The organism is Novosphingobium sp. KA1, assembly GCF_017309955.1.
Classification (GTDB): Bacteria; Pseudomonadota; Alphaproteobacteria; order Sphingomonadales; family Sphingomonadaceae; genus Novosphingobium.
On record NZ_CP021248.1, the window covers coordinates 796,458 to 811,825 of the forward strand.

Sequence of the window (15,368 nt, forward strand, 5' to 3'; positions counted from 1 at the left end):
CCTGCCGAAACTTCCCAGTCCAGCACCAGAGCCGCCCGTTTGGCCCATTCATGCGTGGGCCGACGAGTGCGGGCGCGTGCCCAGGAGATTTTTCCATGAACTCTGTCCGCAAGATTTCCCCTTCCTTCCTTCATCGCCCGCTTCTTCCGCTGTTTCTGGCAGCCGGTGTTGTCCTCGCGGGGCCGGCTTACGCGGCCCCGCGCCATCAGGACCCTTCGCATCATCCTCATGATCGTGCGCCCGTGGTGATAGGCGGCGCCGTGCATCTCATCGGCTTTGGTCCGATCGATGCAAACCACGGCGGCGAACTTAGTTTCGAGAGCGATGCGGTCGTTTTCGAGGCCGGCAAGGTCAGCTATGCGGTTCCTTACGAGGCGGTCGAGGCGTTCTCGATCGATCATTCGAACAAGGCCCTGATGCGCGGTGCCAAGAACGTCGTTGCGGGCCTCGCGCCGCAGGGCGTGGGCCTGCTCTACAAGGCGATCCGGCCCGGCGCCGAGACACTGTCGATGGTCTACCGGGACGAGAACGGTGCACTCCATGCCGCCGTCATCATGCTTCCCAAAGACGCGAAGGACGAGGCGCTTCGCGCCTTGAAGGACGCTGGACTGACCGGCGATCCCAGCCTGCGGTCGCAAGGCAGCACTACGATAAGCGAGGGCACTGCGCTTGCCGGTGCCTCGCCGCTTTACGATCACGCTCGATACGTGGCGGTGCCGGGACGGGGCGAGGCACCTGCTGCGCCGGGCTATGTTGGCAAGCCGGCTGTCACCGTGCGCTTCCCCGAAACCACTACCGCCAATGTCCCGGCCTACTACCTGGCCGCAACGTATGAGGCGACGATCGCCCAACTCACCAAGTCCGATGATTTCGGAGAAATCTGGCGCGAGGGCGACCAGCGCGCGGAGCGTGGCTCACTCCTCCTTGCGACGAGCATCACGCACCTCAAGAAGGGTAATGCCGGTTTCCGCGGCGCTGTGCCGGTCATTGGCATGATCGCGGGCCGGACCGTCGTGGTTGCCGATGTCCGTCTGACCGATGCGCAAGGCACCATTCTGCTCAGCGACACTTTCAAGGGGTCCAAGCGAATGCCCGGCGAAAGCCTCGGCGCTGCGAGCAGCCTCGCGCAGCGGGTTCGCGACGGCGTCGACGATGTTCCAATCTTTGCCGAAGCTGCTCCGGCGGGCGGCGATGGCACGCCCCAACGTATTGCAGGAAAGGGGCGCTGAGGTGATCCGGCAGGTTGTCGCGGCACTGCAGGTGCGCCGCGAACGTGCATTCGGCCCGGCGCCAAAGGAGGCAGCCGGCCGAAGCATTGCTGGTCATGGTTGCGGCAGGGCGCAGCCCGACGCGAGATTCAGGGGGCTGGCCGGTGTTGCAAACGGCCACAATGCCGGCTGTATGGGCGAGCCCGCCCGTCAACGGTATGGAAAGGGCGAGGCGGTCAGGTACCACACAGCGGGCCTGCGCATGGCGGTCATCTCCAATGCGAAAGCGCATCGCAACCGATTGGTAGCGAGCGAGGGGGCATATGAGGGCAGCGGTAAGGCGGGTTTCTCCCGCCTACATGTTGCGCCCAAAAGCGTGCAAGAGCTGGAATGGGCGGTGGCTTCCATCGCCCGCGAGTATCCCGACTTGCTGGTGATCGACGGCGGTGACGGAACGATCCGGGATGTTCTCACACTTGCAGCCCGGTATTTTCGCGGAGGACTGCCGAACATCGTCGTGGTCCCCTCGGGCAAGACCAATGCCCTGGCGCACGATTTAGGGGTTCCGGCTGGCTGGACGCTGGAGCAGGCCCTAACCCAGCTAGAGTGGCAGATTGCTCGGCGCTATCCACTTGAGATATGCTATGGTGACAAAGATCGCCCCGACCAGTGCGGCTTCCTGTTTGGAACCGGCGCATTTGCCGAAGCAACAGCCCTGGCTCAGTCGGTCCACCGGGCCGGTGTGTTCGGAACCCCGGCCGTGGCCTTGTCGCTTGCGGCGTCGATTGGAGGCGCCCTGTGGCGACAGCGGCGAGGGAAACAGCGTGAGGGCGAGGTCGTCGGTATTGCTCTCGGCAAAGACGATTGCCTCGCCGACTGGCACTCGTTCATGCTGTTGGCCGGCTCTCTCGAGCGCTTGCCGCTCGGGTTGAAGGTGTTCGGTCCCCGCCGTACCGGCATGAACCTCCTCACAGTCGATGCCCCGGCGCGCCAGCTGCTGGCCTCGAGTGCGGCCATCATCGCCGGTGCTCGTTGCTCGTGGCTCATTCGTAACGGCTATGTTCGTTCGAACCCGGCTCGCTTCCGGCTCAGGCTTTCATCCGAATTCGTTCTCGATGGCGAGCGCTATCCTGGAGGCGACCTCGAAGTGCGTGAGGGGCGGGGGATAAACTTCCTTGTTCCGGTTTGACTCGTCCCCTTTTCGGGCGCTGGCCTTAGCCCGCTTTGCTGCAGAACTTACGGCGGCCTCGGGTTTTTTGGCCTCACGCAATGGGAGAACGCGCATCGGCATTGGCCTGCTTTGCGGGTCCCTTGCGTGTTGTGCATCTGCAGTTCAATCGCCTCAATGTGTCAGCTTGTCGAGCGGTAGTCTCGTCCGCGCCTCTCGCCATCGAAGATCTGGCCCCTCACGCTCGCGGTGTGATGGCGCTCCATGACGTTCTCGGGTAGAGCGGATTGTCCTGTTTCGGCTTGTGCGGCACCAAGCCCCATGAGGCTTCGCATAATCGCCTCTTCAACGCATTATCTCATTATGTGGAGCACCGTAGGGGAACCCAAACGAGCTTGATGGTTGCAACGAAGTTGGCGGGTCTTGTCGTAGCATGCGGCGAAATCACGGCGGCGCTTGATGGCGTTGACGAAGCGCCGACTAGGTTTCGCTGTTTGCAGAGCCAATGTGAGAAGGCAACGCGCCGCTTGCGGTTGGACCGATGGAGAAGCTTGACCCACAAGTTCCCCGCCGCTGCCGCTTCGCAGGCATCGTGAACTTGCCCCCTGTCAGTCTCGGGCCTCTACGAAACTCATCAAGATTCTAATGTCGTTGAGAAAGTTCGCGCGATTGGCCCGACTGACTAAAGCGGAGCTGTCTTATGGAGCAGCGCTTCTAATGCACGCATCGTCGCTCGCTCGGCCAAGTTAAGTCAAGATAGCTGCTTTAACCGCCATACTATCTTGAAAATAAGGAGTTTTCCGGGAGTGGTGAGCGTTCGCTAATTTTTTTGTGAGGCTGGTGGCCGGGAGCGGTGTCTCTAATGTGAATGGATATTGCTAATCTCGCATTGGTCATCTGCGCAAGGATCACTATTTCCGTTCTGCCTTGCAGCACGGTTGGTGAATAGCGGGGTGACTTAGGGTTCGGTACCTCGGCGCTCGATGATGATCTGCCCCCACCGAGTGGACCGATTGGTTTGTTAGTGCATTAAGCTCATCACCGCCATATCCGGACGGAGGTGGAGCGAAGCGGAACCGGAGGCCGGATATGGCGGTGTCGCCGTTTCTGGTGCCGGCGGTCGGTAGCCCAGGCTGCTGTGAGGGCGAACGGTGTTGTAATGCCGCCGCCATGCCTCGATCAGTACCTTGGCCTCCGCGAGGCTGTAGAAGATCTCGCCGTTGAGCAGTTCGTCGCGAAGCGACCCGTTGAAGCTTTCGTTATAGCCATTCTCCCATGGTGATCCCGGTGTGATGTAGAGTGTCTTCACGCCGATCTGGCCCAGCCATTTCTGGACGGCGGTCGCGATAAATTCGCTGCCATTATCGGACCGTATATGTGCAGGCGGACCGCGCGAGATGAACAGGTCGGCCAGGGCCGCCAGAACATCCTCATGCTTGAGCTGCCGTGCAACGATGAGCGCCAGGCATTCCCTGCTGGCCTCGTCGATGATCGTGAGGATGCGGAACTTGCGGCCATCATGCGTCCGCCCCTCGACGAAATCGTAGGCCCAGACATGTCCCGGATATTCGGGCCGCAGGCGGATGCATGAACCGTCATTGAGCCACAGGCGTCCCCGCTTTGGCTGACGCAGCGGAACCTTCAGCCCCTCACGCCGCCAGATCCGCTCAACCCGTTTATGGTTCACCGTCCATCCCGCATGGCACAGCAATGCCGTCACCCGGCGATAGCCATAACGGCCATATTGCTTCGCCAAAGCGATGATATCCTCTGTCAGCGCCTGTTCGTCATCCGCCCCGCGCGGCACCTTGCGTTGTGTCGATCGATGCTGACCCAGCACCCGGCATATCCGTCGCTCGGACACCGGAAGCTCTCGTCGTACATGATCGATGCAGCGCCGCCGCCGCGCAGGGCTCAGAAGTTTCCCTTGGCAGCCTCCTGCAGGATCAGCTTGTCCAGCGTCAGGTCCGAAATCGCCCGGCGAAGACGCTGGTTCTCTTTCTCCAGATCCTTCATACGCCGCGCCTGGTCCGTCTTCAGGCCGCCATATTCCTTCCGCCAGCGATAATAGGTTTGCTCGCTGACCGCGATCCGGCGGCAGGCTTCAGCCGTGCTCGCTCCCTGCGCCAGCACAATCTCAACTTCACGCAGCTTGCCGATAATCTCTTCCGGCTTGTGCTTCTTGCTCGGCATTCATCGTCCCTTTCGTGGTCCAGACTATCATAGTCTCTGGGCCACTCAGCGGGGGGCAGGTCAGTCTACACAACCAATTCCATTGAGGCCTTAAACTCCAAGCTTCGCCGCGCTGTTCGTGCGCGAGGCCATTTCGCCAATGATGAGGCGGCCGCCAAGCTGCTCTATCTGATCTTGAGCCGATCGGAGAAACGGGCAAGCGGGTTGGCGACAACGTCGTCCAGCTTTACGTTTCACATCCTGTTAGCAGCGTGGTGCAGCCAGTCCGGCAATTGCGCGGGTTCCAGCGAGTCAGCCTCAAACCGGGTGAAACGCGCACGGTCAATTTCGCGGTCGGCCGGGAGCAACTGGAAATTCTCGACCGCAATATGCGCTGGACCGTTGAGCCTGGCCCCGTCGATCTGCTGGTCGGAGACGATTCAGAGCACACCCGGAAGGTACAACTCCAGGTGGAACCTTGAAGAGACGCAATACACAGCTATCGGTGGCCATCCTGGCCGCTCCTGCCTGGGTGCGGGTTGGTAAACCATGCGCGATCTGCGTCAGCAGCGACCAGGACAGTGTCGGCGGTGCGAGCGTAAATTGGACGTCGCGGTAGAGTTGCCGGGGCGATGCGGCCGAACTTGCCGGACGCGATCGGCGGAGACACGATCCTTGCTCTCGCGATGAGTCCCATGAGGTAGTCGAGAACGCCTGGCAAATCCTCAAGAACCCGATATCTGCCGTCACGGTACTCCCGCACGAGCGCTGATACGCATGTCGTCCAAATGTCGCTGTGATGTCAGGGCCTAAGCGGAATCGAGTTCAGCAGTTGCGGGAAATACCGGTGGGCGTCTCGGCAGCGCTTCGCATGTTCGGCACTGAGGCGCGCCATCCACGGTTACCGCGTTCCAGAGGAACCCCGCACACGTCGCATAGCGCCAAGTAGCGGTCGTTCTTGGCCCGGGAGAGAGAGACTGGTGATGGCGTGTGCCGCCCGATCAGGCAGAAAATCGACATGCGGTTACAATACTCCGGAAACCGGCTTTTCGTCAGGAGGTGGTTTTCCCCAGGATGTGGATTGTTGGAATATCGCCTTCAGTTGCAGCAGTCAGCAAGCGCGGGGACCGCAGCATCATTGCCCAGATGCCTGAGGTGAGGGGCATCGTCCCGGCATGTCTGCCAGCTTGCACGTGCGCGGGGCTTACAGTGGACTTGTCGCCACTGCTGCTTTTCTCGGCGTAACGCATCGACACTCGGCCTGTTCTTGACTGTCTTCATCCGCTTGTCCGGCTTGTCCGGCTTGTCCGGCTTGTCCCGCTCTTCCGGCGATGGGTGGATCTGTCGCGGATCAGGTCGGAGGAGGGGCTTTGGTGACGGGGGTAGCGAGGGATGGTACGGGAGGGGATCGAAGCGAGGCATCAATTCGACAAAGTGGCGAAGTGGGGTTCGGGCCGGCGGCCGTGGATGCGATTGCCGCCGGGGGTGTGAATGGAAATGGCGCGGGCACCGACGTGGATGAGGCTGGCCAGAGGGCCAACGTGTTCAGCGCGAGACCAGCCAACGTGTTGACATTCCGGTTAGCTGCAACCGGCAAGGAGTCCTGCCGAAGTCGACTTCGGGGCCGAAGTCCAAATCCGTATCGCGATTAGCGGCCAGGACTTCATCGGGTTCAAAAAGGGCACGGCGCCCAGTTTCTCCACCGACTGGCACGAAATGCGGAGCGGGAAAGTCAGCCGCAGAACCGGCGGAGCTGAACGGCTCAGGCGCGAGCGCTGCCCGGACTTGATTTGATCCAGGACCGGCATAAAGTCGGACGCAGATTGCCAATTCGCAGGTTTTTCTGGCAATGGCATTAATAAGTGTGACAATATTTTAACGACTTGGGCGTGTACAGGATGCCGCCGGTTGGACACTCTGGAAAGGTGAGAGTTCGGGGGCGATCTGACTCGGCATCATGAAATGCGTATCTTTGACTAATCTGTGAGGGGCCTGTCGGAGCTTTGGCAAGTCTTGCAAGGTGCGCAATCGATGGACCCGATGCGGCATGAAAGAGGATCCCCCCGATCCCCGGAATTCCAGCCTCGCTCGCAAGGATGATGCAATTTCCAACGAGAATGCTGCGGTCCGGCTGGAACGAATTCTGCTCAATATTTCCGGGGAAATGCTGTCCCTTCTCGAAAATGAACTCGGCTCGCGCGATGCTGCGCATGAAGCTCTCCAGGATACCTCCGAAAAGCTCGCGAGACGACCGGTTCTCGGGGAGGTTCGAAATCCGCGAGCCTATCTTTGGCGCATGGCGCTCAATTTCGGCCGCAATCGGCGCAAGGCGGCCGCGCGGATCGTATCGGTGCGGCAAGCATGGCTGGATGAAATTCCCGACATCGCGCCAGACCCGGAAAGGATCGCCGCGGCGCGCAGGGAACTCGCCATAATCGTGGAGGCACTGGCGGACCTCACAGAACAGAGAAGGGCAATCTTCCTCGACAAGTTCCGAGACGACCTGTCCCTCGACGATATCGCCCGGCTGCGCGGGCTGCACCGCAGAACTGTGCAGAAAGAGTTGACGCGCGTCGTCGAACTGCTTCGTATTCGGCTTGGCCGGCCCCGATGACGAGCCATGATATCGCGGGTCCCGGTCCAGGGGCCCTTTAGAGTATCCGTGATGATCAAGCCTGAGATTGCGCCCAGCATCTATCGGCTTTGAGCAGAGCGTTTGCGGTCACGACGAGTTTTCGCATGACGGCGGTGATGGCGATTTTGGCGGGCTTTCCTGCGGTGACGAGTTGTTGGTATTTTGCCTTGAGATCAGGGTTGTATCGGGCGGCGACGAGGGCCGGCATATAGAGGGCCTGCCTCACGTTGGCACGTCCGCCGCGGATGAAGCTTTTGCCTTTCCATTGTCCGGATTGCCGCGCGATCGGTGCAAGGCCGGCAAGGGACGCGGCCTGCTTGTTCTCAAGGCTGCCGAGTTCGGGCATGGTGGCGATGAGCTGGTTGGCGGTCAGCGTTCCCACACCCGCGATGCTGGTCAGTATCTGGTGTCGACGAGCGAGTACGGCATCGGCGGCGATCAGGTTGGAGATCTCGGCGTCGAGGGCCGCGATATGTCGATCGATCTGTTCGAGCCGCTGGCGACACTGGCGCTTGAGAAACGCGATGGTGAGATTTTTCTCACGATTTTTGAGCGCGGTGCGATCACGAACCAAGCCGTCTCGGGCATTGATGAGTTCCGCCATTTGGGTCTGCTGTGCGCTTCGAGCGGGTCTGACCGCTGGCTGCAAGGTTGCGGCCATACGAGCCAGCAGGATGGCGTCAATGCGATCAGTCTTGGCCAATGTGCCAGTCGCCTGGGCGAAGCGCCGGGCCCGTTCAGGGTTGAGCTTCACACAAGGCCAGTTGGTCAGCGCCGCCTCCAGTGCGCGATGATAGGTTCCGGTTGCCTCGTAGGCGATCCGTTCGATCGGCCATTGTCGCAGCCAGGCGATCAGCGCCTTGTGCCCCTTGGCGGTATTGGCAAACTGGCGCTCGGCGCCGACGGGGTAGGCATGGCAATCGAGGCTCGCTTTGGAGATGTCGATGCCGATTGTCTGTGGTAGATTGTCGCTCATCTTTTCCGCTGTCCCATGCTTGTCATCCGGGTCCAAAACCCCGGTATCCGTTCGGGCCTGATGGAAAAGAAAGGGGCGATCCTACTCTAACCCGGTCCCTTAACGACCGGCGGTTTCGCGATCCGTCCCCTTCCGCCCGGACCGGGGTGGCCACCCCGGTCCGGGCAATCCAGCATGGCCCAAACGGACGGTAATGTCATAAGACAAGTGTTTTCCAATCAGGTGGAATTACCTGATGGCGGGCCAAAATAGCTAAATCCAAAACTTTAGATCAATTGCTCCGATGCAAGCTGATCAACCGTTTTAACCCGGCGCCCATGTTTTGCTTGGCCGACGGGCGCACTCAAGCCGCTTTCAAAAAATATTTTCGGCAAAAGGGCGCATTGCATTGGTCCCGGTTGTCTGGGGAGCGGGAATTACAGGGTTTCCTCCGCGTCTCCCCGGGCAACCGACCGGGCGACCGGTGGTGGCCGCAAAGCGTTCGGGCGATCCCACGGTGGGAAAGTCGAGACGCTTGCAACCCAAGGGAGGTCGCCGTGGCGACTGGGAACGCATGACTGCGGGCCAATACGGCAACGCGCCCGAGGCAGTTAGGCCCTTGCTCACGACGTTGCGGCGCGGGGACGAGAAAGCGAGCGTTTTTGCATTCGTCCGGAAGCCAAAGCTGGCCGACTGGCAGGTCAATTTGGCAATGAAGCTCTTGCGTGCGAGACTTGCCGGACAAGTTGCCATCCCCGAGATCGCCGAAGCGTGCCGGCTCTCGCCATGCTATTTCATCAGGACCTTTACCGAGACAGTGGGTGTCTCCCCTTATGCCTGGTTGATCGAACGCCGTATCGAACAGGCTTGCGTGCTGATTGGCGACAATGTCATGCCGATCGCGCAAGTTGCTCTCGAATGCGGTTTCGCGGATCAGAGCCACCTCACCAAGGCGTTTTTAAAGCAGATGGGCATGACGCCGGCGCGTTGGCGGCAGACATTGTCGCAGGCCTAGCGCCGTCTTGGCGCCTGGGCAGTTCACGAGAAATTCTCCCGGCGCTGCCCTCTGCGAGTCCGAACAGCCGAGATGTGGATGGGCCGGTTAGCTTGTCGGCAGGCAAGCATTGGGCGTTCTGGGCTGCCTCCTGGAAGGAACCAACCAATCCGGATGCTTCCCGTTTTACGTCCGAAGTGGCGCCGGCGAGAGCGTTTTCAGAGTCATCAGATGAAATCAAGTGATGGCTCTGAAAACGCGCAAAAGCAGAATCCTGGAGCAGTCGATCCGATGCTGTCGGAGCGACTGCTCTGGAACGGCTCCATGAAAAACGAACGTCCATCGCAGCGTTCTCGGCAGGCGGTCAATATCTCGGGAAACAAGCAAGCGGTCGAAAGGGCTGGGCAGGCCCTGATCGACGCACTCTGGGCAGACGGATTTCGCTCGACGCGGGAGCGCGCGAAGCGTCTTCATAGCGTGTTAGGAAGAGGCCTTATTACTCTGCGATGATGGCGCTGCCATGGCAGCTGAATTTCCTCGCCTGAGGACCCGTCACAGAGGCAGGGAAAGCTGCCGGGACTTCGCCGGATCCTTGTCGATCCGCAGTTCGCTGGACCAAGATTCATCGCAGGGTTCCCGGACGAGGCCCTCTTCCCATGACCTGCAGAGCGCAAGCGCGGCAATTGGCGAGCCTTCGGTCCAGGTGGTCCAGTCCTTGCTTCGCAGGATCACCGGCATGCGATCGTTGAGGTCGGCCATCGCCTGGTGACCAGGCACCATCAACATCGAGAAGACGTGACCCCACTCGGCGCTACGCTGCCAGATGCCGGCGATTGCAAATATGTCGAGGTCCGGGGGTGAGAACCATGTGCGCGTCATCGCTCCCTCCTGGCCCTCCGGTTCGGCCCAGGCGTTGACGGGGATGAGGCAGCGACGATGTGCAAAGCTCGCACGCCAGAAGCGCGAGCCGATCCTTTCCGTGCGGGTGTTATAAACCGCGCGCGGTTTGAGTGGCTGGCCCGTCACTTTGCTGATATCGACACGAGGAAAACCCCAGGCCGTCGCCCGGAGCTGGCGGCCGGCGATAATGAGGCCGGGGTCGGTCGGTGCGACTACATCCTTGTAATTGGCACCGGCAGCGGGTTCGATATCGAACAACTGGGCAACGGCGCTTGCAGGCGTGGTCAGGCGGTAGAGATTGCAGATAGGAGGATCTCCTCGTCGTCGCAAACTACGCTCCGGTTTCGAAGGGCGCAAACCGCTTAGATACAAAGGCATCGTGTGCAGGGTGGCGCTGCACACGATGCCTGAGGCTAATATGTAGCCGAGAGGGGCAGGCGAGTGGAGAAGGAGAGCAGGGTTGGTCGTCCGGTAACGGAGCACGGGTGTGCTGCGCAACCGTGCGATGTGGCGGAGCCGGGCAGGTGAGGGCCGGGAGCTGCGGGGCAGGCAGGTGATGCAGGTGAAGGGGCAGGTCCCTGGGATTGCGGGAAGGACATGCGTCCTTCCCTGAAACATCTGCCCCTGCACCCTTTCTCCTCATTTCCTGCCCATTGCAGCTTGGCGGCCAAAGCTACCGGGCGCCGGTCCCTGTTGGATGCGACCGCCAGATCAAGACATGGGCCGGCAGCTGCCGGCGCGCCCTGCTTACCTGACATGTACGTTATTCCGCCCCCGTCCATCCGCGCTGCTGAAAGACGATATCGCCCTGGTCCACATCGAGATCGGAAAGCTTGACCTCGGACTGGGTCCCATCCGGGCCGATGCTGGCGAGGCGAAACGCCTGCCAGCTGAAGCCTTTGTTCCCGTCAGGCAGCGTATAGCTGGCGCAGGCCAGTGCGTAGATATGTTTCCTCTTTTCGAGCGAGGCGTAGACGGTACGGTCGATCGTCACGAAATCGTCGTGCAGGATGTTCGTGCGGTCCTCCTCTCCGAAGCGCGGCGCGTCGAGGTCGGCGCGCCCGGCCTTTATCGCGTTGTCGAGCGCAGGCTTACCCGCCCCCGAGTAGAAGCGCAGGGACATGACCACGTTCTGGGCAATGCAGTTTCCGACATTCTCGAGGCGCACGTCGCATTTGATCTTGCGCCTTCCCTTGTCGATCATTGTACCGGTTGCATCCTCCTTCTCCTTTTCGACGCTCCAGTTACTGGCAGGCGAAAGTCCGATCTTGAGCCAGGGGCGTTCGGCGAGCGCCGAGCGGCTGCGTTCGTGATCGAATGCGAGATGCGCGTAGAGTGCTGCGATGGCCGCTGCGATGAGCGCCGCGATACTGCCGATCGTCTGCACGAACGACATCCAGATCGCCTGCTTCGCCAGCACGACTTGCGCTACCGCAGCGTCGGCGGCACGTGTCTGTTGTACCAGATCGTTCACGGCAAGGCGATGCTCCTCGGCATCGTGACAGGCGCCGCTGCGCGCGGACTTGTCTCCGGGGAATTTGCGGGTGACATCATCCGCACAGGACGACTTGGGCATTGTCTGAATGCCTTCGTCCGCCTTTTCGAATTCGTAGCTTTCAAGGCCAGGTGACCACAGCCATAGCAAGAGAGAAAGTACTGCGATTATCGCAAAGCCTGCCAGCCACGCGAGTTTCAGAAACCTCATGGACACGGGAAAAATCATCGCCTCCTTGCCGCTCGCCATATCGGGAATAAGTATCTATTATATAGAGATAATGTTCTGGGGGGCGCGCGCGGGCGGCAGCGGACGACGCAAAAGCCTCAGGAGGCAGGGGTGTGGCCTTGCGGACGGTGGGCGCTGCCGGCGCGCTTTGTAAATCCATTCGGCAGCCTGTGGCTGCTTGGGCAGCCTCCGGTCCTTTGCCTTGCCTCTCTTTTCCGAATGAATTGGGTGTGTGTAATCAAGGTCTTGGCAGGAATTAAGTGAGCAGTTTGCCGCCAAAGCCTCATGGCTGGTTGACTCGAATACTGAACGGAACAAAATAAGAACGAAAGAATCGCCGAGGAAGAACACGAGGCCCTTCATGACAAAACGAGGGTCGCCCTCACGTATCGATGCACTACGCGCCCGGATCGCCGAAATCGAGGGCGGGGATCGCCGCGCGCGCGACGTGCTGCCGTTTGGGCTCGAAGCGATAGATGCGAAACTGCCCGGAGGCGGTCTCGCGCTCGGAAGCCTGCATGAAGTGGCCGGCGGCGCCCAGGGCGTGACGGACGGCGCGGCGGCAGCCTTGTTCGCAGCCGGCATCATGGCACGCGTCGAAGGCAAGATTCTCTGGTGCATGACCAAGGCCGATCTTTTCGCCCCCGCCATTGCCCAGGCCGGGCTCGATCCCGACCGTGTCATCTATCTTGAAGCGCAGGATGAGACATCGCTGCTCGCCTGCTTCGAGGAAGGACTGCGCCATGGCGGGCTAGGCGGTGTGGTTGCGGAAGTGGCGCGGCTCTCGATGCCCGTATCTCGCCGCCTGCTGCTGGCCGCGGAAAACAGCGGCGCGATCGGCATTGCGCTGCGCCGTTGGCGCAGGCGCGAGGATGCGGCCGATTTCGGGCAGCCGACGGCGGCTGCGACTCGCTGGCGTGTGACGGCAGTTCCGTCGGAAATCTTGCCGGTCCCCGGCGTCGGGCGGCCACGCTGGTTCGTCGAGCTCATCCGGTGCCGGGCTGGCGAGAGCGCCGATTTTCTTCTGGAATCCTGCGATGCGACAGGTCGTCTCGCTCTTCCTGCCGACCTGGCCGATCGACCGGCTGCGACGCAGGCTTGGGCGACAAGCACCGCCGCCTGACGCGCCGCTGGTCCTGGTAGGCATGGAAGGGCGCCGCCGCGTCCTGACTGCGGTGAGCGTGCCTGCCCGCGCTCTCGGCCTGTGCGTGGGCATGGCGGTGACCCAGGCGCAGGCGCTGGCGCCCGATCTGCTGGTCATGGATGCCGACCTTCAAGCTGATGAAGCGGCGTTGGAGCGCCTCGCGGTCTGGTCGCTCCGCAAATACTCGCCGCTCATTGCGCTCGATCCGCCCGACGGCTTGATGCTCGATGTGACCGGGGCAACCCATAGCTACGGCGGGACCGAGGGACTGCTTGCCGACATGCTGCGCCGGCTCGCGGAAGTGGAGACCGCCGCGCGCGCCGTCTGTGCGCCGACCTACGGTGCTGCCCATGCGCTGGCACGGTTCGGCGGCGAGATCTTGCGGCCCGAGGGACTTGCCGTCGTCGACCCGGTCGACCTTGTCGAAGCGGTTGCGCACCTCCCGCTCGCGGCCCTCCGCCTGGAGGCCAAGGCGATCGAAAGCCTCGCCGCGCTAGGCATCGAGGGAATCGCGGAACTGGAGGCGATGCCGCGCGCCTCGCTTGCCTTGCGGTTCGGCTCCGATCCCGGCCGGCGGCTGGACCAGATCTATGGGAGATTGTCCGAACCTTTCGAGCCGGTCGAGGCGCCGAAACAGATCGAAGTCGAGCGCCGCTTTGCTGAGCCGATCGGCGCTCCGGAGACGATCGCGCGCTACACCCGCAAACTGGTTGATGCGTTATGCGAATTGCTGGAGGAGGCAGGGGTGGGCGCGCGCCGGCTCGATCTCCGCTTTCACCGCGTCGATAATGCCGTCCAAGCGGTCCGCGCCGGCCTTGCCAAGGCGAGCCGCGAGAAAAAGCAGATTGCCCGGCTGCTGTGCGACAGGATCGAGACCGTCGATCCCGGCTACGGCATCGAACGCATGGTGCTGGCCGCGCCGGTGATCGAGCCGCTGGGCCTGCGGACCATGTCGAGCCTTGGCGACAAACCCGTTCCCGACGTATCCGCGCTCGTCGATATCCTCGGCAATCGTGTCGGCGAGGAGCGGCTGTTCCGCGTCGCTGCCCGCGAGAGCCATATCCCCGAGCGTTCGGTCATGCGTATCGCACCGATGTCGGATCCGACATTGCTGCGCTGGCCCGAACGCTGGCCGCGCCCGGCGCGACTGTTCGCAAGGCCGGAGCCGATCGAGACGATGGCGCTTCTACCCGACCATCCGCCGGTTCATTTTGTGTGGCGCGGCGTACGCCGGCGCGTGAAGCGCGCCGACGGCCCCGAGCGCATCTACGGCGAATGGCACTTGAGCGCGGCGGAATGGCTCAGCGTACGCGACTATTTCCTCGTCGAGGACGAGACAGGCGCACGCTACTGGGTCTTCCGGCAGGGCGACGGCATGGATGCCGCCACCGGCAGGCAGGACTGGTTCCTGCACGGCCTGTTCGCCTGAAAGCGCCGAAGAAATGGCGACACGCGGGCGAATAATGGCTCGCAGGTACTCAATCACCGTTGGTGAGATTGAATTGAGATAACAGGAGTTTTTCGTTTTGTTTTAGGTCGCATGCTTTAATGCCAGCGACTACCGGGCGCGCCGCATGGGGCATTCTTTTGGGGGGAATATGCAAGCTAGGTGGTACAAGTGGGGTGCGCGTGTTGTACGTTTGCTGCAATTTGGCGCGGCGGGTGTTGCAGCGACGGTTCTCGTCAACTTCCAGCCCGACCTGGTTGTCGGTTTCGCGATCGATGGCCGGAACAGTCCCTGGCAACTCGACGAGCATATGAGTTGCGAGGCCGAACCCGCCTCGCTTGGCAGTCGGCATCCCGGAACAAGTGAATTCGAGGACATCCAGCGCGTGGCGGGCGGAATCCCCATTCTTGCGCGGCTATGTTTGTAATCGCGCGTGTCAGATCAAGGCGAAATGCTGATCCCCGTCAGCGAGGAGGGGAACGGGTGGACCGGCTGGCCCAAGGACAGCCCCGAGGCCATACGGTATGCCCAAGGAATGGCAGCCGGTTTCGATCCAACCTCCGACGTCGATCGGCAGGCTGCCGTGATCGCAGAGAAGCAGTCATATGATATTTGGCGGGAGCGGATTCTGGATACGGTCGGTGTCGCTTTAGCCGTCATAGCCGGAATCGAAGTGTTCTGGCGACTGGCCGCCTGGCTCGTAAACGGCGTTGTCGGCATTCCAAAACGAAAGCAATCCGAGGCCGTCTGATCGGGCTGTTTGCGGCCACAATGTTGAGGCAGCAAAGGGCACAGGACGAAAAAAAAAGCCGGCCACGAGGGCCGGCTTGGAAAGTCTTTGGGAGAGGATGCCTGAAAGGCCCCCGCCATATGTGGACGAACGATCTCGCGGACAAATGCAAGGAATGCAACCAGTGTTGCCCAATTTGATTGCCTTTTGTGAAATTGGCATCAAACGAAGTGCTTAAATCCGGCCCAGCGCGAATATCCGATATGTTCACTAAATGTTCCATTCGTGCTAA

Annotated in this window: 14 protein-coding genes and 1 pseudogene; 10 read left to right on the top strand and 5 right to left on the bottom strand. The window is 61.3% G+C overall.

Going from position 1 to position 15,368, the window contains the following annotated elements; translation table 11 throughout:
* Nucleotides 1-95: 95 nt before the first annotated feature.
* A complete protein-coding gene (locus CA833_RS21495; RefSeq protein ID WP_207081134.1) occupies nucleotides 96-1,229 on the top strand; it encodes a hypothetical protein in 1,134 nt (377 codons plus the stop codon).
* On the top strand, nucleotides 1,192-2,397 hold the full coding sequence (locus tag CA833_RS21500; protein ID WP_207081135.1) for a diacylglycerol kinase family protein: 1,206 nt from the start codon (nucleotides 1,192-1,194) through the stop codon (nucleotides 2,395-2,397). The genes CA833_RS21495 and CA833_RS21500 overlap by 38 nt, the downstream gene beginning before the upstream one ends.
* A 1,000-nt stretch (nucleotides 2,398-3,397) precedes the next feature.
* Here the strand turns inward: CA833_RS21500 and CA833_RS21505 are convergent.
* Nucleotides 3,398-4,569 (bottom strand): IS3 family transposase gene (locus CA833_RS21505; protein ID WP_207079409.1). Its coding sequence is split into 2 segments (ribosomal slippage): nucleotides 3,398-4,305 and nucleotides 4,305-4,569, totalling 1,173 coding nucleotides; the frame shifts between segments, so codons are not numbered across the junction.
* Between the two features lie 57 nt (nucleotides 4,570-4,626).
* Between CA833_RS21505 and CA833_RS21510 the strand changes: the two are divergent.
* From CA833_RS21510 to CA833_RS21520, 3 genes and pseudogenes are all read left to right on the top strand, one after another.
* A pseudogene (locus CA833_RS21510) lies at nucleotides 4,627-4,761 on the top strand (transposase); the annotation flags it as partial.
* Nucleotides 4,752-5,030 carry a fibronectin type III-like domain-contianing protein gene (locus CA833_RS21515; RefSeq protein WP_207081254.1) on the top strand — a complete coding sequence of 93 codons (279 nt, stop codon included), beginning with the start codon at nucleotides 4,752-4,754 and terminating at the stop codon, nucleotides 5,028-5,030. The pseudogene CA833_RS21510 and the gene CA833_RS21515, both read left to right, overlap by 10 nt.
* A 1,565-nt stretch (nucleotides 5,031-6,595) precedes the next feature.
* Nucleotides 6,596-7,162 carry an RNA polymerase sigma factor gene (locus CA833_RS21520; RefSeq protein ID WP_207081136.1) on the top strand — a complete coding sequence of 189 codons (567 nt, stop codon included), beginning with the start codon at nucleotides 6,596-6,598 and terminating at the stop codon, nucleotides 7,160-7,162.
* A 55-nt stretch (nucleotides 7,163-7,217) separates the two neighbouring features.
* Here the strand turns inward: CA833_RS21520 and CA833_RS21525 are convergent, their stop codons facing one another.
* Nucleotides 7,218-8,159: an IS110 family transposase gene (locus CA833_RS21525; RefSeq protein WP_207077948.1), complete on the bottom strand. Its 942-nt coding sequence runs from the start codon at nucleotides 8,157-8,159 to the stop codon at nucleotides 7,218-7,220.
* Nucleotides 8,160-8,712: 553 nt separating this feature from the next.
* On the opposite strand from CA833_RS21525, the gene CA833_RS21530 reads away from it, so the two are divergent.
* Both CA833_RS21530 and CA833_RS21535 read left to right on the top strand, forming a co-directional pair.
* A complete protein-coding gene (locus tag CA833_RS21530; protein WP_242526590.1) occupies nucleotides 8,713-9,153 on the top strand; it encodes an AraC family transcriptional regulator in 441 nt (146 codons plus the stop codon).
* Nucleotides 9,154-9,363: 210 nt separating this feature from the next.
* The gene (locus tag CA833_RS21535; protein ID WP_207081137.1) at nucleotides 9,364-9,642 is read left to right on the top strand and encodes a hypothetical protein; all 279 of its coding nucleotides are present in this window, start codon (nucleotides 9,364-9,366) and stop codon (nucleotides 9,640-9,642) included.
* 42 nt (nucleotides 9,643-9,684) lie between these two features.
* Here CA833_RS21535 and CA833_RS21540 read toward each other — a convergent pair whose 3' ends face one another.
* Both CA833_RS21540 and CA833_RS21545 read right to left on the bottom strand, forming a co-directional pair.
* Nucleotides 9,685-10,389 (bottom strand): SOS response-associated peptidase, encoded by a 705-nt coding sequence (locus CA833_RS21540; protein WP_370584619.1) that lies wholly within the window; start codon nucleotides 10,387-10,389, stop codon nucleotides 9,685-9,687.
* 406 nt (nucleotides 10,390-10,795) lie between these two features.
* The gene (locus CA833_RS21545; RefSeq protein WP_207081138.1) at nucleotides 10,796-11,776 is read right to left on the bottom strand and encodes a hypothetical protein; all 981 of its coding nucleotides are present in this window, start codon (nucleotides 11,774-11,776) and stop codon (nucleotides 10,796-10,798) included.
* Nucleotides 11,777-12,116: 340 nt separating this feature from the next.
* Between CA833_RS21545 and CA833_RS21550 the strand changes: the two genes are divergently transcribed.
* Both CA833_RS21550 and CA833_RS21555 read left to right on the top strand, forming a co-directional pair.
* Nucleotides 12,117-12,878 carry an ImuA family protein gene (locus CA833_RS21550; protein ID WP_207081139.1) on the top strand — a complete coding sequence of 254 codons (762 nt, stop codon included), beginning with the start codon at nucleotides 12,117-12,119 and terminating at the stop codon, nucleotides 12,876-12,878.
* On the top strand, nucleotides 12,793-14,328 hold the full coding sequence (locus tag CA833_RS21555; protein ID WP_207081140.1) for a DNA polymerase Y family protein: 1,536 nt from the start codon (nucleotides 12,793-12,795) through the stop codon (nucleotides 14,326-14,328). Before CA833_RS21550 ends, CA833_RS21555 begins: the two co-directional genes overlap by 86 nt.
* 49 nt (nucleotides 14,329-14,377) lie before the next feature.
* Here the strand turns inward: CA833_RS21555 and CA833_RS21560 are convergent, their stop codons facing one another.
* Nucleotides 14,378-14,656, bottom strand: coding sequence for a hypothetical protein (locus tag CA833_RS21560; RefSeq protein WP_207081141.1), 279 nt, complete (start codon nucleotides 14,654-14,656; stop codon nucleotides 14,378-14,380).
* A 141-nt stretch (nucleotides 14,657-14,797) separates the two neighbouring features.
* On the opposite strand from CA833_RS21560, the gene CA833_RS21565 reads away from it, so the two are divergent.
* Entirely contained in the window at nucleotides 14,798-15,097 is a 300-nt protein-coding gene (locus CA833_RS21565) for a hypothetical protein (protein WP_207081142.1), read from the top strand.
* The last annotated feature ends 271 nt before the right edge of the window (nucleotides 15,098-15,368 follow it).